Source organism: Natronococcus pandeyae (assembly GCF_008122205.1).
GTDB lineage: Archaea > Halobacteriota > Halobacteria > Halobacteriales > Natrialbaceae > Natronococcus > Natronococcus pandeyae.
Genome location: NZ_PHNJ01000018.1, coordinates 77602 through 103637, shown reverse-complemented (window position 1 = coordinate 103637; position 26036 = coordinate 77602). Strand labels below are relative to the sequence as shown.

Annotated in this window: 21 protein-coding genes and 3 pseudogenes; 11 read left to right on the top strand and 13 right to left on the bottom strand. The window is 57.2% G+C overall.

The window, feature by feature from the left end:
* Positions 1 to 411, top strand: a pseudogene (locus tag CV102_RS22620) (orc1/cdc6 family replication initiation protein); the annotation flags it as partial.
* A gap of 81 nt (positions 412 to 492) precedes the next feature.
* Here the strand turns inward: CV102_RS22620 and CV102_RS22615 are convergent.
* The 3 genes and pseudogenes from CV102_RS22615 to CV102_RS22605 all read right to left on the bottom strand — a co-directional run bounded on the left by CV102_RS22615 (position 493) and on the right by CV102_RS22605 (position 4799).
* Positions 493 to 1164, bottom strand: a pseudogene (locus CV102_RS22615) (IS6 family transposase).
* Positions 1165 to 2157: 993 nt separating this feature from the next.
* Positions 2158 to 2763, bottom strand: a complete 606-nt coding sequence (locus CV102_RS22610) for a MaoC family dehydratase (RefSeq protein WP_148860281.1) — start codon at positions 2761 to 2763, stop codon at positions 2158 to 2160.
* A 1112-nt stretch (positions 2764 to 3875) separates the two neighbouring features.
* A complete protein-coding gene (locus CV102_RS22605; RefSeq protein WP_148860280.1) occupies positions 3876 to 4799 on the bottom strand; it encodes an NAD-dependent epimerase/dehydratase family protein in 924 nt (307 codons plus the stop codon).
* A gap of 306 nt (positions 4800 to 5105) precedes the next feature.
* Between CV102_RS22605 and CV102_RS22600 the strand changes: the two genes are divergently transcribed.
* Positions 5106 to 6053, top strand: a complete 948-nt coding sequence (locus tag CV102_RS22600; protein ID WP_148860279.1) for an NAD-dependent epimerase/dehydratase family protein — start codon at positions 5106 to 5108, stop codon at positions 6051 to 6053.
* A gap of 190 nt (positions 6054 to 6243) precedes the next feature.
* On the top strand, positions 6244 to 7485 hold the full coding sequence (locus tag CV102_RS22595; protein WP_233710786.1) for a glycosyltransferase: 1242 nt from the start codon (positions 6244 to 6246) through the stop codon (positions 7483 to 7485).
* 104 nt (positions 7486 to 7589) lie between these two features.
* Here the strand turns inward: CV102_RS22595 and aglF are convergent, their stop codons facing one another.
* Positions 7590 to 8321 carry a UTP--glucose-1-phosphate uridylyltransferase AglF gene (aglF, locus tag CV102_RS22590; protein WP_148860278.1) on the bottom strand — a complete coding sequence of 244 codons (732 nt, stop codon included), beginning with the start codon at positions 8319 to 8321 and terminating at the stop codon, positions 7590 to 7592.
* 367 nt (positions 8322 to 8688) lie between these two features.
* Between aglF and CV102_RS22585 the strand changes: the two genes are divergently transcribed.
* The 5 genes from CV102_RS22585 to CV102_RS22565 all read left to right on the top strand — a co-directional run bounded on the left by CV102_RS22585 (position 8689) and on the right by CV102_RS22565 (position 13678).
* A complete protein-coding gene (locus CV102_RS22585; protein WP_148860277.1) occupies positions 8689 to 8997 on the top strand; it encodes a PqqD family protein in 309 nt (102 codons plus the stop codon).
* On the top strand, positions 8985 to 9437 hold the full coding sequence (locus CV102_RS27300) for a lasso peptide biosynthesis B2 protein (RefSeq protein WP_148860276.1): 453 nt from the start codon (positions 8985 to 8987) through the stop codon (positions 9435 to 9437). The genes CV102_RS22585 and CV102_RS27300 overlap by 13 nt, the downstream gene beginning before the upstream one ends.
* A complete protein-coding gene (locus CV102_RS22575) occupies positions 9434 to 11308 on the top strand; it encodes an asparagine synthase-related protein (protein ID WP_148860275.1) in 1875 nt (624 codons plus the stop codon). The genes CV102_RS27300 and CV102_RS22575 overlap by 4 nt, the downstream gene beginning before the upstream one ends.
* Positions 11309 to 11909: 601 nt before the next feature.
* On the top strand, positions 11910 to 12485 hold the full coding sequence (locus CV102_RS22570) for a hypothetical protein (RefSeq protein WP_148860274.1): 576 nt from the start codon (positions 11910 to 11912) through the stop codon (positions 12483 to 12485).
* Positions 12485 to 13678, top strand: coding sequence for a nucleotidyltransferase domain-containing protein (locus CV102_RS22565; RefSeq protein ID WP_148860273.1), 1194 nt, complete (start codon positions 12485 to 12487; stop codon positions 13676 to 13678). Before CV102_RS22570 ends, CV102_RS22565 begins: the two co-directional genes overlap by 1 nt.
* Before the next feature lie 131 nt (positions 13679 to 13809).
* On the opposite strand, the gene CV102_RS22560 is transcribed toward CV102_RS22565, so the two are convergent.
* The gene (locus CV102_RS22560) at positions 13810 to 14991 is read right to left on the bottom strand and encodes a PQQ-dependent sugar dehydrogenase (RefSeq protein WP_233710785.1); all 1182 of its coding nucleotides are present in this window, start codon (positions 14989 to 14991) and stop codon (positions 13810 to 13812) included.
* 573 nt (positions 14992 to 15564) lie between these two features.
* Between CV102_RS22560 and CV102_RS26245 the strand changes: the two genes are divergently transcribed.
* Entirely contained in the window at positions 15565 to 16164 is a 600-nt protein-coding gene (locus CV102_RS26245) for a class I SAM-dependent methyltransferase (protein WP_187433086.1), read from the top strand.
* A gap of 118 nt (positions 16165 to 16282) precedes the next feature.
* Here the strand turns inward: CV102_RS26245 and CV102_RS22550 are convergent, their stop codons facing one another.
* From CV102_RS22550 to CV102_RS22525, 6 genes and pseudogenes are all read right to left on the bottom strand, one after another.
* Positions 16283 to 17062: a polysaccharide deacetylase family protein gene (locus CV102_RS22550; protein ID WP_148860271.1), complete on the bottom strand. Its 780-nt coding sequence runs from the start codon at positions 17060 to 17062 to the stop codon at positions 16283 to 16285.
* 3 nt (positions 17063 to 17065) lie between these two features.
* Complete coding sequence (locus CV102_RS27175; protein ID WP_148860270.1) at positions 17066 to 17569, bottom strand: acyltransferase; 504 nt, start codon at positions 17567 to 17569, stop codon at positions 17066 to 17068.
* Between the two features lie 2 nt (positions 17570 to 17571).
* On the bottom strand, positions 17572 to 18474 hold the full coding sequence (locus tag CV102_RS22540; protein ID WP_148860269.1) for a Gfo/Idh/MocA family protein: 903 nt from the start codon (positions 18472 to 18474) through the stop codon (positions 17572 to 17574).
* A 72-nt stretch (positions 18475 to 18546) separates the two neighbouring features.
* A pseudogene (locus tag CV102_RS22535) lies at positions 18547 to 19789 on the bottom strand (RNA-guided endonuclease InsQ/TnpB family protein).
* A 185-nt stretch (positions 19790 to 19974) separates the two neighbouring features.
* Positions 19975 to 21114: a glycosyltransferase gene (locus CV102_RS22530; RefSeq protein ID WP_148860268.1), complete on the bottom strand. Its 1140-nt coding sequence runs from the start codon at positions 21112 to 21114 to the stop codon at positions 19975 to 19977.
* A gap of 256 nt (positions 21115 to 21370) precedes the next feature.
* On the bottom strand, positions 21371 to 22543 hold the full coding sequence (locus tag CV102_RS22525; protein ID WP_222863729.1) for an NAD-dependent epimerase/dehydratase family protein: 1173 nt from the start codon (positions 22541 to 22543) through the stop codon (positions 21371 to 21373).
* 109 nt (positions 22544 to 22652) lie between these two features.
* On the opposite strand from CV102_RS22525, the gene CV102_RS22520 reads away from it, so the two are divergent.
* Entirely contained in the window at positions 22653 to 23921 is a 1269-nt protein-coding gene (locus tag CV102_RS22520; protein ID WP_148860267.1) for a glycosyltransferase family 4 protein, read from the top strand.
* Between the two features lie 46 nt (positions 23922 to 23967).
* Positions 23968 to 25035: a Gfo/Idh/MocA family protein gene (locus CV102_RS22515; RefSeq protein ID WP_148860266.1), complete on the top strand. Its 1068-nt coding sequence runs from the start codon at positions 23968 to 23970 to the stop codon at positions 25033 to 25035.
* A 25-nt stretch (positions 25036 to 25060) separates the two neighbouring features.
* On the opposite strand, the gene CV102_RS22510 is transcribed toward CV102_RS22515, so the two are convergent.
* Both CV102_RS22510 and CV102_RS22505 read right to left on the bottom strand, forming a co-directional pair.
* The gene (locus CV102_RS22510) at positions 25061 to 25633 is read right to left on the bottom strand and encodes a metal-dependent hydrolase (RefSeq protein WP_148860265.1); all 573 of its coding nucleotides are present in this window, start codon (positions 25631 to 25633) and stop codon (positions 25061 to 25063) included.
* A gap of 33 nt (positions 25634 to 25666) precedes the next feature.
* The gene (locus CV102_RS22505; protein WP_148860264.1) at positions 25667 to 25897 is read right to left on the bottom strand and encodes a hypothetical protein; all 231 of its coding nucleotides are present in this window, start codon (positions 25895 to 25897) and stop codon (positions 25667 to 25669) included.
* Positions 25898 to 26036: the final 139 nt, after the last annotated feature.

The window sequence follows — 26036 nt, the reverse complement described above, 5'->3', positions numbered from 1 at the left end:
GGGCTCGTCGAGAACGCAATCCGGGACGTGCAACTTCGGCGTATTGCGGATGCTGCAGCGGGTGATGCGCGAATCGGTCTCAGTATTCTCCGGAGCGCTGCCCGCCGCGCTGATCAGGCTGGTGATGAGCAGATTACTGATGAGCAAATCGACACCGCAATTCCCGCCGGTCGTGAGGAAGTCCGACAGAAGAGCATCGAGACGCTCATTCATCACCAACGCGTCCTCTATAGAATTATCGAGGAATACGGCGAGATCGAACCGAGCGAACTCTACGACGCGTATCGAGAGCGCGTCGAGGAGCCGAAATCCGATCGGACGGTGCGGAACTACCTGACGAAGATGGTCCACTACAACCTCATCATCGCAGATGGGACGAGTCGGGATCGGATCTATCGACTTCTCAAGTGACGACTGTCAGGAGGTTACAACCACTTTCTCGAGACTGATCTGGAAGTTACTGGTTCAGTGGTCACTTCGATAAGGCACTGTCTAGTTTAGCACCTCCGCTGGCGTCTGTCCGCTGAGTGATTGATGTGATCGTTGTGTTTTGTAGTAGTGTACGAACTGCTCAAGACATCCTCTGACGCTTGTCCGACTGCTCACCCACGAGTTATGCAAGCGGTCAACTCGCATTTTGAGGGTAGGAAACCACTTTCGATTAGGTCTCGTTTGACGTAGTCGAGTTGACCGCTCAATCCTAATCGGAAGAGGGCAGTCAGATATCATAACCATCGACGAGAAACACCGTGTCTTCAAGATCGTGTTTCTCAGTCAATCGATGCAGGAACGCAGCGGCTGGATCAGTGCCTCGCCGTCCGAACACTGCGATATCAAGAAGTAGCTGTGAATCTAGGCCTATTGCAGTGTACATCCAAGACTGACCGCCGTCAGTTTTGGCAGGATTCTGATCAATGGCGACCCGCGACGGCTAAGCCGTCGGCGGGTCTGGCACGCTATCAGAAAGCCGATATATCCAGTTCCAGATTGCTTGATGAGCACGTTCTACGCTGAACGAAGAATTGCTTGTGTCTCTCGAAGTGAACAACCGGTCGAGTGGAGCCGGACGGCAACACCCGTCAGGGTGTTCGCCGTCCGCTCACGCTCCCAAGGTTCATCAAATTCCGCCGCGTAGCACTCGCTGAACCGGTCTGTGAGCGACATGGCCAAACTAGCTCTACGGAATGTCATTTCTCAAATCAGTATAACTAGTGCTATTTCAACCGTGAGTGGATGAGTCAAATCGATAGACAAATCAAGCTTTGAGGTAATTTAAATGAATACTACAATTAACTTACACTACCATAATATTGTATTGCAAAATATTATTACAGATCTCAATAGACAATCAAAATCGGCTGTGCTAAACTATACGGTGGCTTGAGATTGAGGGTGTCGAACGAGACTAAAAAGATCTTATCACGACAACGAACATACCCAGAATAGTATATAACCAACACAACTTTTACACTCATACTGCCGTAATTGATGGGTGGTCTGATTCTGTGGTCGTTTCCAGGAGAAATCAGTAGCTGTAATTGAGAAACTGAATGTTTTTGCTCCACCGACTGGTTATACGCGGAGCAGGCGCAATACCACAGCATGAACGCCGTGGATACGCGCAGCCACTCAATGCCACGACCCAGCGCAGGAGCATAGCCTGAGTTTCCAACCCATACATTTAATTGATAAGAACAACCGCACGAGGGTACGGTCAGGTCGGAACAGAGCGGATTCCGAACGACGTTCAGAGGCGGTCTATCCGCCAACCCAATGAGACAGTATCCGAAACGCCGACGTGGTGAACGCGAATCCTCGAAGGGTTCATCTCGTGCCTCGTCGGTGGAGCAAGCCCATGACAACTCCAAGTCCGTCGACGTGTCAGCGACTCCCTGCTGGCAAAAACAACAGATGAGAGTCACCACGCCGAGGATAGGGGCAACGGCGGTTTGGCATCGTCCTCAGAACGTAACGCGTTCTGATGGGCTGCACGAGAGCTTCGCTCTCGTGAACGCCAGTCAGACACCGACCACGACGACTGGGTGAAACGGATTTCCGTAAAGTGGCGGAGTCATGGTTGCAAACCTGAAACTCCCACCGTTCGGGATTCCTGCATCTTCAGGCGCAGGAGAATGTCTATGGCACACGCCTCAGCTGTCACAGCAACCGATCGTCACTCGACAGTTCGGGTGCGTCCCCGATTATCACGACTGCTTCACCGTCAACTAACGCCGTATCTCGGTCCTCGGCATTAATTGTCGTTGAAAGACGATACTGATCGCCACCAATGAGTTCTCGAACTTCTACCCTGCTGCTCACTCGGTCGCCGATTCGTACCGGGTGGAGGAACTCTAAATCCTGTGCGAGGTAGATCGTCAGCCCAGGTAAGCGGGCGAGTGCGGCGCTGATGAGGCCCGCAACGAGCGTGCCGTGTACGATACGTCCTCCGAACCGCGTTTCAGTCGCGTACGCGTCGTCCAGATGCAGGCGATTGGTGTCACCCGTAACGCAAGCGAACGCCCGAACGTCTTCCTCGTCGAGAACCTTCGAGAAGGTGACCGTATCGCCGACCGTAATGTTGTCAGGATCGTCGACGGAGCGCTCGAACTTCCACCCCTGCTGTTCAAAGGCGTTCGAGTCAATATCCGGCGGCTTATCCTCCCGTGTCGACTCCAGAAGGAACGAGGACAGGACCGCCCGGTTCACCTCCAACGACCCTCGAATCATCGACCTCCCCACCTCAGTCCAAGGATTCATTGCCATGTGTTATCGTATATAGCGGTCCTACTTGCTAATTTCGGATCTAATACCGAAGGAAGGAGGGACTAGCGAGTTGTCAAATCGCCGCCCGTTCCCGGAAAATCCATATTGTGCGGGGGCGTTCAATTTCGCCACAGCATATCGTGGGGTTCCAATGTTCAAGGTGAAATGCCGGACATGCCAGGAGACGACGTCGTTCGTGCGATACACCGACGCTGACGCGTGGCAGCGCCAACATCTGAACGACGGACACGTTATCGAACTAATATACAAATCAGATAGGACGTACGTCAAGCGGTGACCGCCGCTTCAGGCCGTACCGAGCGGTGATCGCAATCGGACGGTCGGACCGCGAACGGTAGTAGGTACACCGACCACCACTAGCACACCGTTCGGAACAGGTGAATCAGTTATCCGGTTCGGATGCGTCGCTGATGGTGGTGCTTCCGGAGTCGTCGCGAACTTCCTAAAACTGTGCTCTCTGCGTTCCACACACGTCGCAGACGAGCGCGACGTTCCCTTGTATGCTGCCACCTCGAGCGCCCCGTCTTCGCAGTGGTGACAGCGGTCTTCGTCAATGTGCACCAGTACAAATCGCGTCGACCGTTCGGGTGACTCCCAATCGACTGCACCGACGGCCGGTTTAAAACCTCCCTCACAGTCGACGTGACAGCTAAACATTTCGATGGATATCGGAGATCTCAATGTTGGTTCTAGAGTCATTCTACCTGTCGAGATCGTCAGCAGAATCAGAAGAGGTCGGAACTGCGATTTAACCCTCGTCGTGAATCCTAGTACTAGTGGAACTTTCTCCTAGTAAAACTCAGCCATGATGATCTGCACACCGAAATCATGAGCATCCCCGAGTCTGTTGCGGATCACCAATGCGTTGAGACGGCTGCGTCACGAGCGGTCCACGGTGTCTCCCTTGAGAGCGGCGATGGGTCGGAACTCGTAACTGCTGGTAGTTGCCGTCCTTGGGCTGGGTCAGCTCTTGCCGGGTGGATTTTCGCATTGATTATGACACCAGAAATCGTGATACGGTGAGATGATCGTTGAACAAACTGGGCGCTTCTCCGATAGCACCCTGCTGGGCTCTCAGCGTTCGGTGTCCACTAGGGTTCTGGCGACTCCTGGAGAAGTTCTTGGGTGGCTGTTCGGACGGCGACCTCGCTTTCCATGGAGGGTTCCCAGCCTAGTGCTGAGAGTTTCTCGATCGAGAGTCGCATCTTTGGAACGTCGCCGGTCCAGCCGCGATTGCCACCTGTATACTCGTATTTCGGGTCGAGTCCCATTTCTTCGGAGACAATATCCGCGATCCGGGATACGGACGTCGTCGTTCGCGTCCCGAGATTGACTGACGACATCGGCCCGGTAGCTTCGTTGAGAACGTGGAGCATGGCGTCGATACAATCGTCGATGTGCATGAAGGACTTCTCTTGGCGGCCGTCACCGAGGATGGTCAGCGTCTCCGGAGTAGTACGGAGTTTCTCGATGAAGTCGGGAATGACGGCACCCTGAAGTCGTGGACCAATGATATTGGCAAATCGGACATTTCGGACCGTTACACCGTGCGAGTGAGCGGCCGTCGAGAGCATGCCTTCGCAAGCGAGTTTACTTGCTCCGTAGATGCTGATCGGCTCAAGGGGCGCGTAGTCCTCTGGCGTCGGTCGCGGTGCTTCGCCGTAGACGGTCGACGACGAGGTGAAACACAGCGTTCCCACGTCGTTCTTGCGTATCGCGTTCAAGAGTTTGGCGGTCATGGCCGTATTCTCGCGGAATTGACTCCGCGGATCGTCGTCGTCGACTCTAGTTCGAGAGGCGAGATGAAATACGACATCTAGGTCGGGCGTGATGACTGTATCAATCGTCGTGTCTTCCAGAAGATTGCCGTCGACGAAACGAGCATCAGCCGGGGCCCAGTTTCGACGCCCGTTCGAGAGATCGTCGACGACCGTGACGGTATCGCCTTGCTCGATCAGTCGCTCCGCGAGATGCGAGCCGATAAACCCGGCTCCCCCCGTAACAAGAACGTTCATTTTTCTCTGAAATCACTCCGCTGAATTTGATTGTGGCGACTGTCCGACAGTAGTTCCGGTTCTTCGATAGCGAGACTTGGTCCCTCCACGGTAAGGAAGGTAGCTCGCTTCGAGTCCAGTGATCTCCGCCCGATTACAAACGGACATACCAGACGACTGGACTACAATCGGTATAAATCCGTAGTACGAACGGACGTCATTCCACCCCTTAGGGCCGTATTCTAGGTGTTCACGGGCCGAGGCCACGCATTTCCCTCGTTACTAGTACCCAACATTATTTCGGTGGTCGTGGAATCCCGTTCCGGGATGGAAAATCGACGAATACTGGTAACCGGAGGCGCGGGATTCATCGGGTCGAACCTCGCAAACACCCTCGCCAACACGAACGACGTGATCGTCGTCGACGACTGTTTTCTAGGGACGCCAGAGAACCTCTCGTCCGACGTCGAATTTCACGAGATGAGCGTCCTCGCGGAAGCCTTGCCGACGGACGTCGATGTCGTGTTCCACCTCGCGGCACTGTCCTCGTACGCTATGCACGAAGAGAACCCGCGTATCGGCGCCCGGGTGAACGTCGAAGGGTTCGTAAACGTCGCCGAGCAGGCGCAGGCGGACGGCTGTCAAACGGTGGTTTACGCTTCGACGTCATCAATTTACGGAAGTCGAACGAAACCGTCGCCGGAAGAGATGCATGTGGCAGTGAATACGGGTTACGAAGCGTCGAAACTGGCACGAGAACGATACGCAGAGTACTTCTCGAACCACTACGGACTGGACACAGCCGGAATGCGCTTTTTTTCGGTCTACCAGGGATACGGCGGCGCCGAAGCGCACAAGGGCGAGTACGCAAACGTGATCGCACAGTTCGCGGACGATATTGCGAACGGTCGATCGCCGACGCTGTACGGTGATGGGACGCAGACGCGAGATTTTACGCACGTCGACGATATCGTTCGGGGACTAGTGGCGGCGGCAGAGCACGAACTCGATGGGATATACAACCTCGGAACGGGCGAATCGTACGCGTTCAACACAGTGGTCGAGATGTTGAATGACGAATTCGGGACCAAAGTCGAACCGGAGTACGTCGAGTGTCCGATTCCCGAATCCGTCTACGTCCACGATACCTGTGCTGACCCGTCGAAAATACGCCGGGAGACGGACTGGGAACCAAAGATCGATTTCGAAGAGGGTATTCGACGCGTCTGTGCACAGTACACCAAGGAACCTGCTGCAGTGCACCGACTACAGTGAGATGTCCACTGGTCTCAGGACGGAGGAGCGCCTCTCGACGTATGATCACCACGAATGAGGCCAAGTGCTATTAGAAGGATATATGTAAATAAAAAATTGTCTTGGTTAGATATAATACTTATATAGCTCTCGATAGAATATTGGAATGGTGACAGTTAGGATGCAGTTGCAGCCTACCGCGACTCAATCCTTGGCCGACTACAAGTCGATCGCAGACGACAAGCAACTCGACCGCCTTCGAAGGCTCGCTACTGACCTCGAGGGCGTCCGGGTGCTACACGTCAATTCGACGGCCAACGGCGGCGGCGTCGCAGAGATCTTGCAATCACTCGTACCGCTGTCGAACATCCTCGGAATTAATACTGACTGGCGAGTCATGGAGGCTGACAAGTTATTTTTTGATGTCACGAAAACGATGCACAATGGTCTTCAGGGACAGGACGTCGTGCTCGCTGACGCGATGAAGACGACGTATCGCCGGGAGACCCAACGAAATGCGGCAGCGCTCACTGATGAGTACGATATCATCGTGCTTCACGACCCGCAGACGCTAGGGATGGCGAAGGACTTAGCCGACCGGTTTCCGGACACGCAACTCATCTGGCGGTGTCATATCGACCTCACCGCCGCGTCCGAGCCGTGTTTGCAGTTCCTTGCGGACGATATTCGGCACGTCGACCACGTGGTTTTCAGCCGCCCCGAGTACGGCCGGGATTTTGATCTCCCGACGACCGTGATTCATCCCTCGATCGATCCGTTGTCGGAGAAAAACCGACCGCTGGATCCTGATGAAATCGCCGCCGAGCGTGATCGCCTCGCCCCGATCGACTTTACTGACGATTCGCCGGTAATCACGCAGGTCTCCCGATTCGATCCCTGGAAAGATCAGTTCGGCGTGATCGATGCGTATCGCCAGGTGAAAACGAGTTTTCCGTCCGCACAACTCCTTCTTGCGGGCGGAATGGCGGACGACGATCCGGAAGGCGTCGAAATCTACGAGCGTGTCGCCGACGAAACCGCGGACGATCCGGATATTCATTTGTTGACGAACGAACCAGATACGACGATCAATTTCCTGCAGCGTAAGTCGGATATTGTTGTCCAGAAATCGATTCGAGAAGGATTCGGGCTCGTCGTCTCCGAAGCCCTCTGGAAAAAGACTCCTGTTATCGGTTCGCGCGTTGGTGGGATCCCGCTACAACTTGATGACGGTACGAACGGCCATCTCATCTCCCCCGACGCTGCCGACATACTCGTTGACCGTCTCGAAGGACTGCTTACCGCCGACGCTCGTCGTCGGCAATTAGGAAAGCATGGACGCGAAACCGTCCGCGAGCAATTCCTCCTTCCACGACACCTCCTAGACTACTGCGAACTGTTTCGGGTCGTGCAAACCAAGGCAAGTCGCACAACCGAAAGCCTTGCAGAATAACCGGTGGTTGCGCTGGCTCGAAATTCAGTGCGTGGAACGGAAGAGTAGAGGTATGATTGCTGAATAGAACGATCCGAAATACCCATCTAACAGGCTGGACAGCGCTATACTCCTTGAACTGCCTCCGAGCGGTTGAGGAGTTCCTCTGCCCGATCCCGATCTTCAGGGTATCCGATATCAACTCGCCAGCCATCCATCCGAATCGCGTCGATGGTGCGCCCGGATTGCAATAACAGGTCAATCGCATCAGGGAGTTCGTACTCGCCGCGGTCCGATGGTTGCACGAGGTGGCAGGCGTGGAAAATCGCCGGCGAAAACGTGTAGATCCCGGTCATCACGAGATTTGATGGCGGATCGTCGGGTTTCTCCATTACTTCGATGATTTCCCCGTACTCGTTTGTATCAAGGACGCCGTATCTGCTCGCCTCCTCGTAAGGGACCTGTTCGACGAGGAATGCCGCATCGGTACGGTTCTCGCGCTGACGGTTGACTACATCACCAAGGTTCGCTCGGAAGATGTTATCTCCGAGCATGAGAACAAAGTCATTATCGACGTGGGGCTGTGCCTGAAGAATTGCATGGGCTAGCCCGAGCTGCTCCCGCTGGTGGGCGTACGTGATCGGAACACCCTTGTACTCATCACCATACCGTTCAATAATTTTTTCCTGCATATATCCAACGACGAGGATGAGTTCAGTCGCACCGATCTCAAGGAGGTTATCGAAGACGTCCTCGATGATCGGCTTCTCGTTGACCTCGACGAGCGCCTTGGGTTTGGTTTCGGTGAGCGGCCGAAGCCGAGTCCCCTTGCCTGCGGCAAGAACGACTGCCTGCATGCACTTACCGATCCCGAATTCTTGTAAATAGGAACGGCCTGCAGGTGCAGGTCACACCCCTCATTGCGGATTTTCGGGTTCGCTGCGCCGTTTTTCAGTAGATGCGTACATCATCGACTCGGTTCGATCGGTCCTCTCCTCGCTGAGTCGTTTAGAGGATTTGACCAATGTTTGTGAATTGACCCGTCACGTCTCCTAGCGGCTACAGGTATCGACTTACGTTTCAGATCCCATATTAGCACTAGGAAACTCGACCCATCTGTTGCAGCCCACCGGTGGCGTCTCGATCGCACCATTGTATTCGGTTCGCTAGATTCCGCTACTGGAGCAAACCTTACTACCCGATCTACTGAATTGGAAGGTGATCATGGGACGTTCGAACTCGACATCGGATACAGCGACAGTGGTTGCCGCTCCGGAGCAGATTTCCACAACGCTAGACGAGGAGGAGGTAATTCTTCACCTCGACTCGAATACGTATTTCGGTCTCAACGAAGTGGGCACCCGGATCTGGGAGCTCGTTCAGGAACCGCGGACAGTAGCCGAGGTATGCGATGCGATCGTAACCGAATACGACGTCGATCCTGCCCGTTGTGAGTCCGACGTTCGCGTCTTTCTCGATCGTCTCGCAGAAGCGGATTTGATTGAGCGACATCCTGACGCATGTCAGTCGTGAGTCTCTCTTCCGTGTATGGACTGGCCCAATTAGAGCGTCGTGATCGCTATCTGCTGGCGGAGACCATCATCTGGCTCGTTCTCGCCCGATTTACCCTCCGGTGGGCGCCAGTGAGGTGGATTTCACAGCTTCTCGGATGGATCGATTATATGACGGACACTAATAAGAAAGAGATCGTATCCGTCGAACGGATCGGGTGGGCTGTGAGGACCGCTGCCGATCGTCTTCCTGGACGGACGACTTGCTTTGCGCGGGCCATTGCAGGATACTCGTTGTTGGCAAGACACGGCCACCGTCCTCAGTTTCGGATCGGCGTGACGCAAACGACCGATAGGATGGAAGCACACGCGTGGATCGAGTGCGAAAATGAACCCGTAATCGGTAACATCGAAGCGTTAGCCGAATATCGACCGCTTCCCATTACTGAGGGTGAGCCGTGAGCGCGATCACCGGAATATATCGTCGTTCGGAGGAGCAACTCGACACGAACGGTCTCACACGGATGGCAAGGACGCTCTCTCATAGAGGGCCAGATGGTGTTGGCATCTGGAGCGGTGGCTCGGTTGAGTTCGGCCATCGAATGCTGTACACAACACCGGAATCGCGTCACGCGACCTATCCGCTCCAGCGTGGAAAGTACGTCCTCACTGCTGACGTCCGACTCGATAACCGTGCTGAATTAATTGCCGAACTCGATCTGGAAAGAAGACGGAATCGACCGACAACGGACGGCGAACTGCTCCTCGCGGCGTACGAGAGATGGGGAGATCGGTGCCCGAACCGCCTTTTGGGCGCGTTCGTGTTTGCGATCTGGGACGACGAGCAAAACCGGGTATTTTGCGCGCGCGATCATGTCGGGATCAGACCTTTGTATTACCATCTGTCCGACAACCTCTTCGTATTCGGATCCGAAATCAGGGCGCTTCGGGCCTCTCCGGACGTTCCGACTCCGCTGAACGAAGTGCGCATCGGTGAACACCTGGCGGGACTGTTCGAAGACAAAACGGGCACCGCCTATCGCTCCATCTCACGCCTCCCGCCAGCACACACGATGACTGTGACGCCCGAAGATGTGACCAGTCGAAACTACTGGACGCCCGATCCGTCACGAGAACTGCAATTAGACTCGGACCAGGCATACGCGGAGAGGTTCAAGGAACTCTTCGAGAAAGCAGTTCGATGTCGTCTTAGGAGCACACGTCCGGTCGGAGCAACGCTGAGTGGCGGACTCGACTCCTCGTCCATAACGACCACGGCAGCTGACCTCACTCCGGATCAATATGAACTTCCTACGTTCTCCGCCGTATTCGACGCTGTTCCCGAAAGTAACGAGCGGCGATTTATCGAGGACGTTATCGACGAGACTACCGTTGCTCCTACGTTCGTTTCCCCCAATAAAACGAGCCCGTTACCCGATACTGACGGTTTCGCGAGTAGAGATGGACCGATCGCGATTCCGACACTGTACGTACATCGGGAACTATGTCGTGCAGCTTCCCAGAGGAACGTTCGAGTGCTTCTGCATGGCTTCGGTGGAGACTCAACCGTTTCGTACGGGTTCACGGCGCTTCCGGAGTATACCCATACGGGATATTGGAGGCGTCTGCTTCACGAGACGGAATGTGTTGCCGACCGGTTCGATGTTCCAGTCAGAACCGTGCTCTGGGGTACCGTTCTCAAACCGATGATCCCGTCCCTGGTTAGAGACGTATGGGGCCGAGTGCAGGGTTGGGATTCGCTGATCGAACGGATCAATTCGACGATCGATCCTGAGTTTGCCGATCGTATCGGGCTCCAAGAACGGATTCAGCGGTTTGAGATCGATCGGCCGCCAGTGAAGGATTTCGTACGCGGACACCATTACCGCAATCTTACCTCGGGTTTCGTCCCATTCTCACTCGAATCGAGCGATCGAACGGCAGCACGGTTCGGTCTGGAAGTCCGCTATCCCTTCCTCGATAAGCGACTCATCGAATACTGCCTTGCGCTTCCCCCAGAGCAATTCCTCCGAAACGGGTGGAGTCGGTCGATATTACGGCGGGCGATGGGGACTCGGTTACCCGACACGGTTGCAGCTCGCGTCTGGAAGACGGACCTCTCTGAGGCGTTCAGTTCCGCGCTGATAACGCACGAACGTGACCGCCTCGAGAAACTCAGCAACTCACCCGCTCATGTTGATGCCTATATTGACCGACCCGCCCTCCAGCAAGCAATCGATCGGTTGCTCACCGATCAGACTCTCGATGATGCGCGACCGGTGTGGCGCGCGCTCACGCTCGAGGATTGGCTCCGAGGGTTATCATTTTCCTGACTGTCTCTTCTCGAAGCGTGGATAGTTTCCATACGAAGTTATCTGTATTGATACGAAAAGGATATGTTGGCTGGTGTTCCATGTTAACATATGTCAGAAAATGATAATAACGAGTATAACCCACCTAAATTAATCGAGTATGGGGATGCTATTGAGATAACCCAAAAGCGAGGACGGGGACAAGATTTGTTTCAGAATCAGGCGCAAGCATCAGGTCGACCACCCGGACAAAGTCGTTGGGGCCGAAAATAAGGAATGCCACGGAGAAGCGTATTACAATCACACTAATGTAATGAACATGTATTTTGTGAATGGACTTCGGATCCGATCCGCAGTTCCATTACCGGAATTACCCTCGATCGACTCCTCAGAGACACCAGGACCTGAAATCGCAATCCGGAAGCAGCCACTATCAGAACCCGTCGAGTCCGCCTCGGAGAAAAACGGGTGTCTTCGAGCGACTTCTGAAGAAGTGTGGTACCGATACGAGGGGACGGGAACGGCAGTCATCAGGAACGGTACCGAAATCATCGTCGATCCAGTTGAAGATGCCACTGCACACCGTCTTCGGCGCTTTCTTTTCGGTCACTGGTTAGGTGTATTGTTACACCAACGGGGACTGCTCGTCCTCCATGCTAGTGCAGTCAGCGTTTCCGACCGTGGACTCGCGTTCGTCGGGAACGCGGGCGCCGGCAAGTCCACGATCGCCGCCGCGTTCGCAGGGGACGGCCACGAAGTCTTGGCTGACGATCTCCTCGCGATTCGGCTAACAGATGACGGTCCCGTGATCGTACCGGGTCCTCCCGTACTGAAGCTCAAGCCAGCGGTCGTCTCGGCCCTTGATATTGATCTCCAGGCTGCCGCCCCAGCGAACGGATCAAAAACGCTGTACGCTGTCCCGGCTGGGAGTCCCCGAGAACCGATACCGCTCACACAAGTGTTCGTACTGACCGAGCCTGATCACGAGGAGGTGACGCTCACCGGCTCGGATGCGTTCTTTCCGTTACTCGAGAACACCTACACAGTCAATCTTCTCGAGGCGACGTGTACTCGGCAAGAACACTTCCAGCGGTGTGCTCGTCTCGCAGATTCGGTGACGGTTTCGCGGTTGCAACGTGAAGCAAACGTGGAAACGATCCCGAACCTCGTCGAGCGTGTCTACCATTTCGTTCACTAATGACCGGCCGCATCAAGGAAGACACGAGCGTCCGTCCCGAAGCGGCGTTGTTGATTCAGTGTAGCCGGCCGATCGTCGACGCAGACGCAAAACGACGAATCGAGCAACTCATCCGATCCGACGTAGAGTGGGAGTACCTGCGTCGAATCGCACGATTTCACGGTCTCCTTCCCGCCCTGTATCAGCGTCTGGCACGCACGTGTGCCGATTCGGTGCCATCTGCCCAATTGGCCATGCTTCAAGCGGACGCGAATCAAATTACCGGACGAACGCTACAGTTGACGCGGGAGTTACTTGACTTGCTCGAGCAGTGTGAAGCGCACGGGATCGATGCGGTCCCGTTCAAAGGGCCGATACTCTCGGTGAGCGCCTACGGCGATGTCGGGCGCCGTGACTTTCGCGATCTTGACCTCTTGGTCCGCCGGACAGACGTCTCGAAGACGATCACGATGCTCCGTGTGCGTGGATACGAACCAGCGTCGCAGATCAGCACCGAGCGACTGTCTGCGCTTTTCCAGTTCGATCACGAATACGAGTTATTTCACTCGGCCGATAATATCCACGTCGGCCTCCACTGGCAGATTGCAGACGACGACTATCTATTCCCTGTACATTACCAGTCGGTGGCCGATCGTCTCGAGCAGGTTCGGATGGGCGGGAGGAGTATCCAGGTGCTTCCGAAAACTGATCGAATCATCGCGCTGTGTGTCCATGGAACGAAACATCGATGGGGGCGGCTGCTCTGGGTAGCAGATATCGCAGGTCTCACGCAGAATTGGGAAGTAAGTTGGGGAGCTATCCTCGATCGCGCCCGACAACTGCACAAAGAGCGAATCCTCCTTCTAGGGATGCGTTTGGCGAACGTTCTCTACCGAATCGAACTACCCGAGGCGGTCCGAGAGCGATTAAACGCCCATTCCGCCGTCGATTCGTTGGTAGCTGAAGCGCGGGCGACGTTCCTGCACTCACCACTCGAGTGGCCGAACTACTTCGACAGATCGTGGTACTACATCAGAGCACACGAGCGACGAATGGACCGAGCGCGTTGTGCGGGGAGGCTCCTGCTGTCGCCGGAGAAGCAGGATGTGGAATTTGCGTCCGACTCCTTTGATCTCGACGAATGGCACTACTTAATACGGCCAGTTCGGATTCTTTTCGATCTGGTTCCTGTTGACAAACCAATAAGCCGGTGAACCGCCTCGGGGTCAAGCCCCAAGGCACTCAGCCTGCTTTTTTGTAGATAGTAGCGCCCACCGGTTTGTCGGGGTTCGAACATCCCCACTAGTAATCCTAGGTATGTCTCACAGACTCGGTTTGCATCCGGTTATTCGGGTGTCAAACGGACGACCGGAGCGTTCCCCTGATCCACGAGCACGTAGAGATAGCCCGTGTCAGGTGCGGCCTCCACGTCTCTGATCCGCCACCCTCGGTCGTCCAGCAGCGACTCGGCTTCCTCAACGGCGATATCCTCGTCATCCGCCCCGTCGACGGTAAACCGGCCGAGGTACTCGTCAGCCAGGTTGCCGATAAAAAGGTCACCCTGCCACTCCGGAAAGGCGTCGCCGTTATAAAACGTCGTGCCGCTAGGCGGAAAGCCACCGCTGGTACACTCCCAGTAGTAGATCGGATCCACCACGTCGTCGCGCTCTTCAGGCATGTCGCCGATCGGCTCTTCAGTGTCGTACTCACAGCCGTAGTGGGCGACCGGCCAGCCGTAGTTGCCACCCGCCTCGATGATGTTAATTTCGTCGCCGTCCTCTTCGCCGTGCTCGCTCTGCCAAATGTCGCCCGTCTCCGGGTGGACCGCCATGCCCTGTGAATTCCGGTGCCCGTAGCTATAGATCGCATCCGCTACGTCGTCCTCGTCGACGAACGGGTTGTCGTCGGGAATCGAGCCGTCCGGCTCGAGGCGCAGCGTTGCCCCGAGTTCGTTGGATCTATCCTGAGAGACGTGATCCGGGCCGAAATCCTTGAAGTCCTGATCACCAGTAGTCATGTAAAGCAGCCCATCCTCGCCGAAGACAACACGAGAGCCGAAGTGGAAGTTCGAGCCGGTGAACGGTTCGGCAACGTGCAGCTCTTCGAACTCCTCAAGCGTTGCCTCGTCGAGGTCGAGCTGCCCTCGGCCGACGTGCGTAGCGGACTCGTCGTCGCCATTCGTCGCGGAGTAGGTGAGATAGATCCATTGCTCGTCGGAGAAGTCGGGATGTATCGTAACGTCGAGTAGCCCGCCCTGGTGTTGCACGTGCAACTCGGGCATCCCGTCGACCTCCTCAAGGTCACCGGTCTCCCGATCGAGGAGCGAGAGGTGCCCGTCACGTTCCGTGACGAGCATCTGTGTCTCGTCCGGGAGGAACGCCATTCCCCAGGGATGGCTGAGTCCATGTTCCAGTTCCTCGACTTCGAACCCGTCAGTGTCTTCCTCCTCGTCGCGGACGCTACTGTAGCCGGCAACGGACATCATCAGGACCCCGCCGGAAACCGAAAGGATCGTACGTCGGTTCACGAGATAAGATGGCGAGAAAGACAGATAAAAACTTTCTATGGCCTTAATCCGGACAATCGACGTCGTGTAAAGTTATCGCCTCTTATCTAAAATGATCCTTAGTTAACAGAAAAGGATTGATTTGAAATATCGGATATAGAGAGGACCTCCTCACAGCGATCAGCCTCTTCTGAAACCGGTCGACGGGCCCTCGATATGATCGACTTCTTCTCGTCGAAGAGCCGGTCCTGTGGAACGAGAGGCCGAACAGTCCACACTAACGTATTAACTATTCTCCAGAGAACAACCAGTATGGCACTCCATCGACGGGCATTGCGCCTCTACAAAACCGAGGGATTCCTGTGGCTCGTGATCGAGGCTGCTGGCTTTTTGACGCGACATGTCCCGATACTGGGGTCTCACGTCCGGTATACTCGGCAATATTGCGAAGACTATCGTTCCGAAGGAGCACGCGCCTTCGTTGGTATCTACATCCGATACCTAGTCGGTCGATGTCTGGGTCACACCCTCTCGCACCGTGTGTCGGAACAGAAACTACGGAAACGACGGCGAACGGAAACGTCGACCTCCGACGTGATCGACACGGTTTATGAGTTCAGTGGCCTCGGTAGATACTGTTCGATCCGCCCGATGCAGGTTCGGCAGGATTTAGAAACGGTAGTGCAACGAGTCGACACAGCGGAACCAGAGACGATCGTCGAAATCGGGACGGCACGAGGGGGGACGCTCTACGCCTGGTGCCGGTGCGTTGAGACAGCATCGACCGTTGTGAGCGTTGATTTACCCGAGGGTGATAACCGACGATACACGTACGATATCATCCCGCTATTTTCCTCGTTGTTCGAAGACAAGCGACTCGTCTTCGTCCGGGGTGATTCGCAAACTGACGCGACCGTCAGAGAGGTGGCCGACTCGGCCACAAATGGGATCGGTTTTCTGTTCATCGACGCAGACCACAGTTACGAAGGCGTCAAGCGCGATTTCGAAGCGTACGAACCCTTAGTCGGTGATGATGGGATAATTGCCCTCCACGATATCCACAACCCCGCATTTGGCGTCCAGACCTTTTGGGAGGAACTCAAGTGCGAGTACGCCACGGAAGAGATTCACCATCCACCTGGCAGATATCGATTCGACGACCCGGGGATCGGCCTCGTTCACGTGGACCGGTGATACGGGTACCGAGATAGCCCACTTCCGATACTGAATCATCCGATACGGTGCGTACGGAGTGGCTTCGCGCTTCGTGAACCGATGACCCGGTGATTTCAACAGATCTGGTACGATACGCTCACGCCTCTCTCGGCGCCTCGACGCAGTCCCTGAACGTGGTGAACTCAACGTCATCGGCGCGTTTCACGTAACGCAGGTGCTCGTCTAGGACGTCCCACTTGCTCTCGCGCCTCTGCAGGAGCCCGCGAGCCAGGGATTTCGCGACGACGATCACTGGAAGCTCGTGATCTAGATAGGTCGTCACTGTCCCTAGGACCGACGTTGCCCAGCGGCCGGGATGAATGCACAGGACGTACAGTCCGTCACGGCGTTCACAGACGCGATCGAATCGCTGATTCCAGACGGCCGTCCCGAATTTCCCATTGTGTGTTACACCCCACTGTAACTGATCAGCCCCGTCCGGGATGGTATCGACCGAGGAGTATGGAAACCCGTCCGGATACGTGAGTCCGCACCCGAGTCCGAGTTCGTCGAGGATCGAGACGACGCGTTCGTCGAAGTCGCCGCAGGGATACGCGAAACTCGCGACCGAGTACTCGAGACCGGCCGACCGCAACCCCCGCTCGATGTCCTCGACGTTGCGTTCGATCGCCGCCCGGATCTCTGCCTCCGACAGCAAGCTGAGTTTCGGATGCGACCGCGTGTGTCCGCCTAGTTCCCAGCCGTACTCCTCGATCATTGTTCGAGCGCGCTGCCATGATCGCCGATCCCACGCCCGCTGCGTCTCCATCGCGAACGCTGCGCACGGAACGTCAGGATGATACGTCTCGAACCAGTCCGCGAGCGCCACCAGGCCTGGCCCGATGATGTCATCTGCGCGTACGATGACTCGAACCATTCGTTATCCGGGTTCCGACTCGTTCGTCCCGGAGTGCCCGTTTCCATTGTCGGTCGGGGGATGGCCATCGATGACGGTCGCCGGATTCCCGGCCACCGTCGCTGCCGCTGGGACGTCGTCCGTCACTACCGCCCCTGCGCCGACCGTTGCACCGGAGCCGATTCGAACACCCGGGAGTACGACTGCGCCCGCCCCGATCCCGACATCGTCTTCGATATGGGTCTCTTCCAGTTCCCATTCGTCCGAGGCGCTCGGGTATCGATCGTTCGTGAACGTGACGTTAGGGCCCACGAACACACGGTCACCGATCGTTACGCCCGTCGGAATGAACGTGGACGCTCTGATCGTACAGTTCGTGCCGATGGAGACATCCGATTCGACGTACACGAAGGCGTCAATCTTCGTTCCTTGGCCGATCCGACACTTGTAGAGGTTGACCTGATCGTGGATTGTGCAGTCGTCACCGACGTCAACGCCCTCGAGAATCGCGAAGCGGCTGTCGTCCATCGTTACCTCACCTCCGTGTGGATCTCGTCGATTACGTCGACCGTCCGGGCGCCGACGATCGCCGAGTTGAACGTGTTCTGTCCGGTCTCGATCGCGTTGATGAAGTTCTGCGCTTCCGTTCGTATTGTGTTGTTTTTCACCACATCGATTGGATCGGGAGCCGTCCCGGCTACGTCGATCGTCTGGTCGACGCACTCAACCACCGCGCTCCGCTCGGCACCGACGATCTCGAGCTGTCGGCGTCGCACTGGATCGACCCAGCTGAGCTGTACGACGGCGGTGAACTCCTCGAACTCGAGCGAGGCGGTTGCGAACTCCAGTCGGTCCGGTCGTCGGCAGGCGTCACCGATCACGACGGCGTCATCCGGCCAGTCACGGGCGACGAAATTGAGGATGTCCAGCGGGTGGGGGAGCAAATCCCAGAGTACATCCGTCCCGTCGATCGGCTCGGTCTGATGAGTCCAGCGGAGGGTGACGTAGTAGACGTCCCCAAAGTAGCCGTCATCGTACAGGTCGCGGACCTTCCGTACCACGTTGGCGAACCGGAACACGTGGCCGGACTGGAGAATCCGACCGCGCTCGCTCGCCAGTTCGACGAGATGGTACGCGTTCCGACGATCTAGCGTGAGAGGTTTCTCGAGGAGCACATCGGTGTCGCTGCGGAGGGCGCGCTGGGCGATCGGATAGTGCGACTCGTTGTTCGTACACACGTGGACGGCGTCGGCGGCTTCGAGCGTCTCCTCAAGCGATTCGTAGGTCGCGTCTGCGCCGTCGATGGCAGCCAACTGCCCGGGATCGGTGTCGCAGCCGACGACGGCGTCGGTAACTCCCTCGTCTCGTAAGCGTGCGTACTCTTCGAACACTCTGCGCCCCCAACTCCCCAGCCCGATGACGCCGATCTTCATGGGCGATAGCTCCTTAGCACGGCGAGTAGTTTGAATGTTACCCCGCGCACGGTGGCGCGGGGAATCCTCATCTCACGAGGGCAGGCTTCCTGTTTCTACGACGTGACTTGCAGACACGCGCTGGAAATCAGCGGTGTCCACAGCGGTCACAGTCTCCACAGGCGTTGATTCGGGCCATCCCAGCCCTAATTCGGAAAACCGCGTTGCAGGACGTTCATCGCCGCGTTCACATCCCTATCCGTCTCAAACCCGCACGACGGGCACGAATGCTCACGCACCCACAACGGTTTCTCAGTCTCGACGCCACACGACGCACACTCTTTCGTCGTACCTCGTGCTTCAACCTGCACGACGTGCGTGCCATACAGGTCGCTCTTGTATTCGAGGAGCGTGATGAACTGCCGCCACGCCGCATCCTGCTTGTTACGAGCGTTCCCCTCTCCTTGAAGCATTCCAGCAACGTCGAGGTCTTCCACGAACACAGCGTCGTACTCCTTGACAAGCCACGTCGTCAACTTGTGCTGGTAGTCCAACACCTTCCGGCGGATGCGCCGCTTCGCCGTGGCGACCTTCCGGCGTTGTTTCTCATAGTTATTCGACCCCTTCTCCTTGCGAGACAACTTCCGTTGTTCGCGCTGGAGACGCTCCTACTCGTCGTCTCGAGGTCGAGCCATTCGACGGTCTTCCCGTCACTGGTGTGGATGTAGTTGAGGATGCCGAGGTCAACACCGACGCTGTTACTCGCATCCAGCGAGTCCACGTCGGGTTTCTCGGGGACGTGTTCATCGTCGGTTGCCAGGCTAAGCGTGACGAACCACTCGCCGGTCCGCTCTTTCTTGAACGTGGCTTCCTTGATGGAAGCGTGGCCGGGAATCGGGCGTGAATATCGGATTTTGACCCAGCCGATTTTGCTGAAGCGCACGTACGCATACTTATCGTGGCCCCTCTTTTCATCGAGGTCGAAGCCAGACTGGTTGTACGTGACACTCCGGTAGTCGGTGGGTGATTGCCGCTTGAGCCGACCGACGTTGTATCCCTTCTCTTTCTTTTAGCGAAGGTTGGAGAGGTTGCGGTGAAAGCGTGCGACGGTGGCTTGTGCGGCCTTCGAGTGCAGTTCACTGAACACTGGCCACTTGCGCTTCCACTCGGGGAGTTTGTTATTCTGGTCGTACTCAGACGGTTTGTCGTCCTCTGGGCTGTTCCCGTAGTCCCAGCGGACGTGGTTGTAGAGTTGGCGATGAACGTTGAGATGGTGTTCCAGTCGTTCCGCTACCACTTGTGTCGGGTAAGCACGGTAGCGGTGACTGTATTCCATCGCTGTCTGTTGTTTTGTGGTATGTCTACTTAGTAGTCTGTTTTGCTAGCTGTCGGCTTCAGCCCCGACCACGGTGGGTCGGGGTATTCGCCTCGCAATCCAGTATAAATCCGAATCTCGTCTCACCGGTGCCGTACCCCTAGTCTGCCGACTAGTTACGACGGCGGTACCACTGGACCGGTGGGTCACCTAGGATGCACCTCTAGAGCGTTCAGTCGGTTGTAGAGCCCGACGAGCTCATCTACCCGTTTGTCCCAGGTGTAATCCGTCGCGAGCTCCCGTGCGGTGCGCCCGACCGCAGCCCGGCGGTCATCGTCTCGGAGAAGCACGCGTACATTGTGGACGAAATCCGCCCTGTCGTCGGGATCGGCAAACACTGCGGCATCCTCCGACTTGAACCGCGCCCAGATGTCACTGTCGCTGACGTCGTCAAGCACCATCGCTTTCCCCAGTGCAGCGTAGTCGAAAATCTTGCGGGAGGAAAGCATTCTCGTGTGGAGTGACTCCCGTATCGGGTACACGACGACCTGAGAGCTGGCTAGCAGCCCCATTGCCTTCTCGTGAGGGAGGCGGCCGGTCAGTGTGATCGTCCCGCTCGTTCGTCGTGCTAGCCTCTCCAGTTGTTGGTGCATCGATCCGTCGCCGATGACAACGACCGACTCCACTTCGGGTGCACCTGCAACCGCCGCGAAGGTCTGGAGGTCGAGTTTCGGGTGGAGCGTGCCGATGAAGCCGACCCGGCCGGAAACTTCTGGTACGTCGAGAAATCCGTCCGTTCGAACCGGGGAAAACCCGTTTGGGATCACCGAGATGCGACCTCGCGGAACGCCCCACCGCTCGACGAGGAATTCCTTTATCGGCGATGAGACGACGATAACGTGGTCCGATCGCTCGACCCCGGCGCGTTCGATGCGCGAGAGTACGCGTTTCGAGACGGGATCGAGGAGCGGAAGTCGATACTGGGGCGATGGAAAGACCAGATCGTGCATGTCCAACACGAAGCCCGATTTTCCCATAAGGGCAGCAACACCCGCCTGCGACGAGTGCTCGATTTGCACGTAGGCGTCGCGACGGCGGGCGATCCGGAACGCCCGATGAGACACCATCGCCGCACGGATCGGCTGATCGACGGTCCGTCGCGGCGTGATCGGAACGGTGACGTGTTCGACGCCCTCGAGATCCGCCGACAACCCATTCGACGGTTGGGGAGTCACGAGCGTCACGTCGTGTCCGACATCGACCAGACCAGTCGCAAACGTCGCGATGCGGTCCGTACCGCCGCTCGGATCGCTCGGATCACCACCGTGAGCGATACAGAGATTCATGATCGAGCTATTGACGTCGGGATAGTATACGGGTCTCGTAGTGAATGTAGGGGGTGTTCACGTACCGTCATGTGCCGAACACGGATCGATACCGGTCGTTCGGAATCGGCGATCGATACTATAAGAGTGGATTCTCCGCTGAATTCGAATCCGATTATCTTTCCGTGAGAACCGACGTGACCGATGTGCCAGAGAGCACTCTAGTCCGACTCGCGGTTCTCCGAACGCAGCGTGCGACGGGAACTACGTGCGGACACTACTCGATCCGTTGCGCGACCCCGTTTAGGACAGCTTCGAATCCGTCTCGAATTGAAACCGCCGGCTCCCAGTTCAATTCATTTTTCATTCGCGTCGTCTCCGCACACCGAAATCGCGGCCCCTCCGGCTTCTCAGGGAGCGTCTCGATGGACGGGTCGTATCCGGCGAGGTCCGCGAACGTTTCGGCGACTTCAATGAAGTCGGTCGGCGTGCCCGTGCCGACGTTGACCGCGGAGCCGTCAGATATTTGATCAACCGCTCTCAGCATCGCGTCGATGCAGTCGTCGATGTAGATGAAATCGCGGACCTGTCTCCCCGATCCCCAGATGATAAGCGGGTCCTCCTGATGGTGCGCCCGCCTCGCGATCGACGGGATCGGATAGTCGAAGCTCTGGTCCTCACCGTATCCCGAAAACGGTCTGATGACGGCTACCGACAGCCCGTACTCCGATGCAGCCGTTCGAGCCAGGTACTCCCCAGTGAGCTTCGACCATCCATACGTCATGTCCGGACTCCCAATCTTCGGTTCGAACCGAACGTGATCTTCCCGGAGCTTCACCGGGTCGGACCCGTTCTGCAAGTGTGTGGGATACGCCGCACTCGAACTGGCGTACAGGATGCGTCCCGGCCGATGGTCGATCGCCCAGTTGAAAAACTGAGAGTCAATGGAGAGGTCGGTGGCGACTTTCAGAGGTTCCCCCTCGATCGTGGAACGACCACCGATGATCGCTGCGAGGTGCCACACGTAGTCGTAGCTCGCTTCGCCGTCTGCTCTCTCGAAAAACTCTCTCACGTCACATTCGAATACCGTCAGAGACCCGTTCTCGTATTCGTATCTCGTCGACGACTGATCGTCGGCCGAGTTGGCCGTCGTACCGATCGGATTCGGCGCCCACGTTTCCGGTGGGGAACCGCTAACGAATGTGTCGACCACGTGAATGTCTGCGCCCGCATCGAGCAATCGGCGAGTGAGGTGGCGACCGACGAATCCACACCCGCCGGTTACTAGGTGCGTCGTTGACTGGGGATACATACTGGATTCGTCACCGTCAGTCCTATTGACGCGAGCGGACGTAGTGATTCCACGGGGTGACCCTAACCTAGGATCTACTTGTGTCGAAAGGCAGGTCCTAGGGATATCGACCGCGGATAGCCTAGTGCAGTACCACATCGCTTCCGAGGATCGGCCAGCTCTTCGAACGTTTCAACGTTTGACCACTAGTTCGAGCGACAAAACCTGCGCTATATGGCGGTTCCGATAGGAGTTATCGTGATCGCACATGACCTCGAGACAGACGACAAGAACAGATTCGGACCCTGGTGTCCGAAGAGGAGGATCGGGACTCGACGTCCTCTTTTGTGCCGATTACCTGCCACCGAGCGACGGCGGCGTCGAGCATGTCGTCGACGGTCTGGCGCGGCGATTGTCGGCTCGTGGGTACGCGGTTGGCGTTTTCACGCTCGCCGCGGACGACGAATCGATCGATCTCTGCAATCATCCCGACGTCTCCGTCTTCGCCGCGAGGAAGATCGAACTGACTGATTACATCGGTCTCCAAAGCGCAATTTCACCCGCTGCCGTTCGACGTTTCAAACGCGTGCTCGGCGAGACGAACCCGTCGATCGTCCACGTTCACAATCGGTTCTTCTTCACGTCCTATCTCGCCCTTGCGTACAAGCATTACTCCGGGTATTCACTCGTGACGACGTTGCACCTAGGTGAACTCGACCACCTGGACGGGCTCGGCGGCGGCGCCGCGAAGCTGTTCCAGCGGACCCTCGCTCGGCAACTCGTCACCCGGAGCGACGCCATCGTCTGCGTGAGCGACGCGGTGGGATCGGTCGCCCGCGAGCTCGGGTCGCCACCGGACCGGACACGCGTCCTACGGAACGCCGTCGATCTCGAAGCGTTCGACGTCGCGCCGTCGGCGTTCGACAAGACGCTGTTGTACGTCGGACGCCAGGTCCGAAACAACGGGCCACAGGATCTGATCGCGGCCGCGCCGGCCGTCGCCGACCGTCATCCGGACGCGAGTATTCACCTCGTCGGAGGTGGGCCCCTTGAGGACGAGCTGACAGCACGGGCGGTGACGCTCGGCGTCGACGACGTGGTCCACGTCCACGGATTCGTCGACGATGTGACGGAGTATTATTTGGACGCCGATGTCTTCTGTCGGCCCTCGTATTCGGAGGGGCTCCCCCTAACGTTGCTCGAATCGATGGCGACGTACACTGTTCCGGTCGTCACGCCCGTGGCGGGTTCTCGCGAGATTCTCGCCAACGGCTCGACGGGGCGATTCGTCCCCGTCGGCGACCCTGACGCGATCGCCGAGACGATCGCCGACCTCTTCGACCGCCCCGAGACCGTCGAGCACGTCTCGCGGAGGGCACGGGCGTACGTCGAGGAGAACCATTCCTGGGAGCAGCGGACAGACGATATGATTGGCATTTACGAGGAACTAGGGATGAAACCGTCGGCCGCCGCTACCGCTCGAAGCCGACGTAAATCACAAACGTCCGCCACGAGAAGCGACGGAGGAAACCAATGATCGAACGTCCCCTTCGAGGGGCGATTTGGCTTCGGGAGGGACTACAATGACGGAATTCACAATCGGTGTCGCGGGCTGCGGGGCGATCGCGACGGAGCGCCACATTCCTGCGATACAGGCCAACAAGCGGACCGATCTCGTGAGCGTCTATGATCACAAGTATCCAAACGCCGAACGGGCTGCCTCAAAATTCGAGATCAATGATATATACGACGATTTCGACTCGTTCCTCGACACCGTCGACGTAGTGACGATCGCCACGCCGCCGTTCACCCACGCCGAACTGTCGATCGCGGCGCTCGAGGCCGGGACGCACGTACTCTGCGAGAAACCGATGGCGGTCGATCGAGCCGCCGCCGAGCGGATGCTCGACGCCGCCGACAGATGTGATGCACGTCTCGGTCTCGTCCACAACTTCCTGTTCTCCAAGTCGATGCTGAAGGCTCGACGGATGGTCGAGCGGGGGGATGTTGGGACCATCCAGTACGTGAAGGGGTTCCAGCTGAGTTCGCCGGCGCGAGGACTGCCGTCCTGGTACACGGAGCTGCCCTACGATCTCTTCTTCGACGAGTCGCCCCACTTGCTGTACCTGATGGAGCACTTCATCGGGACGCCTCAGCCGCGACACGTGAAGCCGCAGTTCGCCGACGGCCGACTGCGGTCGTTGACGGCGACCCTCGACGGGGAGACCGACGCGGTCGGTCAGCTCACGATGCACTTCGACGCACCGCTCTCGGAGTGGTACCTGATCGTCGTCGGCGACCGGAAGGTGCTGATCGTCGACGTGTTCCGGGACGTCCTCTACCAGTTCGGTCGCGAAACGTCGCACTCGGCGCTGGAGGTCCTTGAGGTGTCACTCTCCGCCGTCTCCCAGATCCTCCTCGGCGTGGCCAAGTCCGGTACGAGACTGGTCCGCGATGACCTCTACTTCGGATTCGACGAACTGCTCGACCGATACGTCGAGGCCGTACGGTGGGATGGCGACCTTCCCGTAAGCGCTACCGACGGCCATCGGATCTTCGAGACGACGTACGAGATCATCGAGCTCGAGGAGCGGAGGTTCAAGGAGGAAGAGATCGGGGAGCGAGAGGTTGCGGACCGCAAGCCTGGGTAATCGTTTTCGTCTGGGTGACGTCGAGTCAGGGTGATTCGTTACCCCGCTCTCGTCGCTCCTGCCACTCAAGACCACCGTATACGAAGAGGAAGGTGAGCGTAGAGGCGACGCCGTATCCGTCGATGACCCCGTACGTGTTCTCGGTGACGTCTGGGTCCGTGGCGTGCCCGAGGCGCGGCTCGCCGAACTCCAGTGCGACTGGCGGTCCCTCGAGCGCGAACCAGAGCGCCCCCGCGTCCGGGCCGAAGACCACCGTCATGGGATAGGTGAAGCCGACGCCCGTCGCGACGAGCGGGTAGAGCAGCGGCACAGTCACGCCCTCGAGGATATCGAGGACCGGATGGCTCAGAACGAACGCCGATGTGAGGAGTCCGTACGTCGTGTCGTCACGGTACCAGTAGTCGATCACGATTAGTATCAGGCAGATTGGTACGAGCGTCACGAGCGAGTGGAGCAGTCCAGGCACGCCGAGCGGCTTGTCGAGGTCGGAGACCAAGCCAAAGAGGCCAAGGAGAAGATACTGTGGCTGCTGAAAGAGGTCCCGACGGAGGACGTAGGCGATCGTGAGCGGGAGGAAGACATGCGTGAGCGCGTCCATGATGGCGTCCGTTCGCAGCGTTGGACGAGAAGCTCACCCGTCGAGATAGCCCAGCGACTTGAGTCGATCTTTCACTTCCTCCTCGTCGACGGGCTCGAAGTCGTCGTCCTCAGTTTCCTGCTCGACGCGGTAGAGGACCTCCTCCATTACGTACTCGACGTACTCGTCGGCGGACTCGAATTCCGTGTACGGGAGGCGATCCTCTACTCGATCGACGATACGCGTTGGAAGTTCGACCGTTTCAGTTTCTTCGTATACTGCCATCGGTGCAGATTTTTACTTGGGCAGATTCAATAAAGATTCCAATCTACTAGTTGATCGCTCTCAATGCGCTTGGGTCTAGGACACAGTTCAGATCCGTACTAGTATCTAAAATCCGCTACCGATAGCTCGATTCCGATCG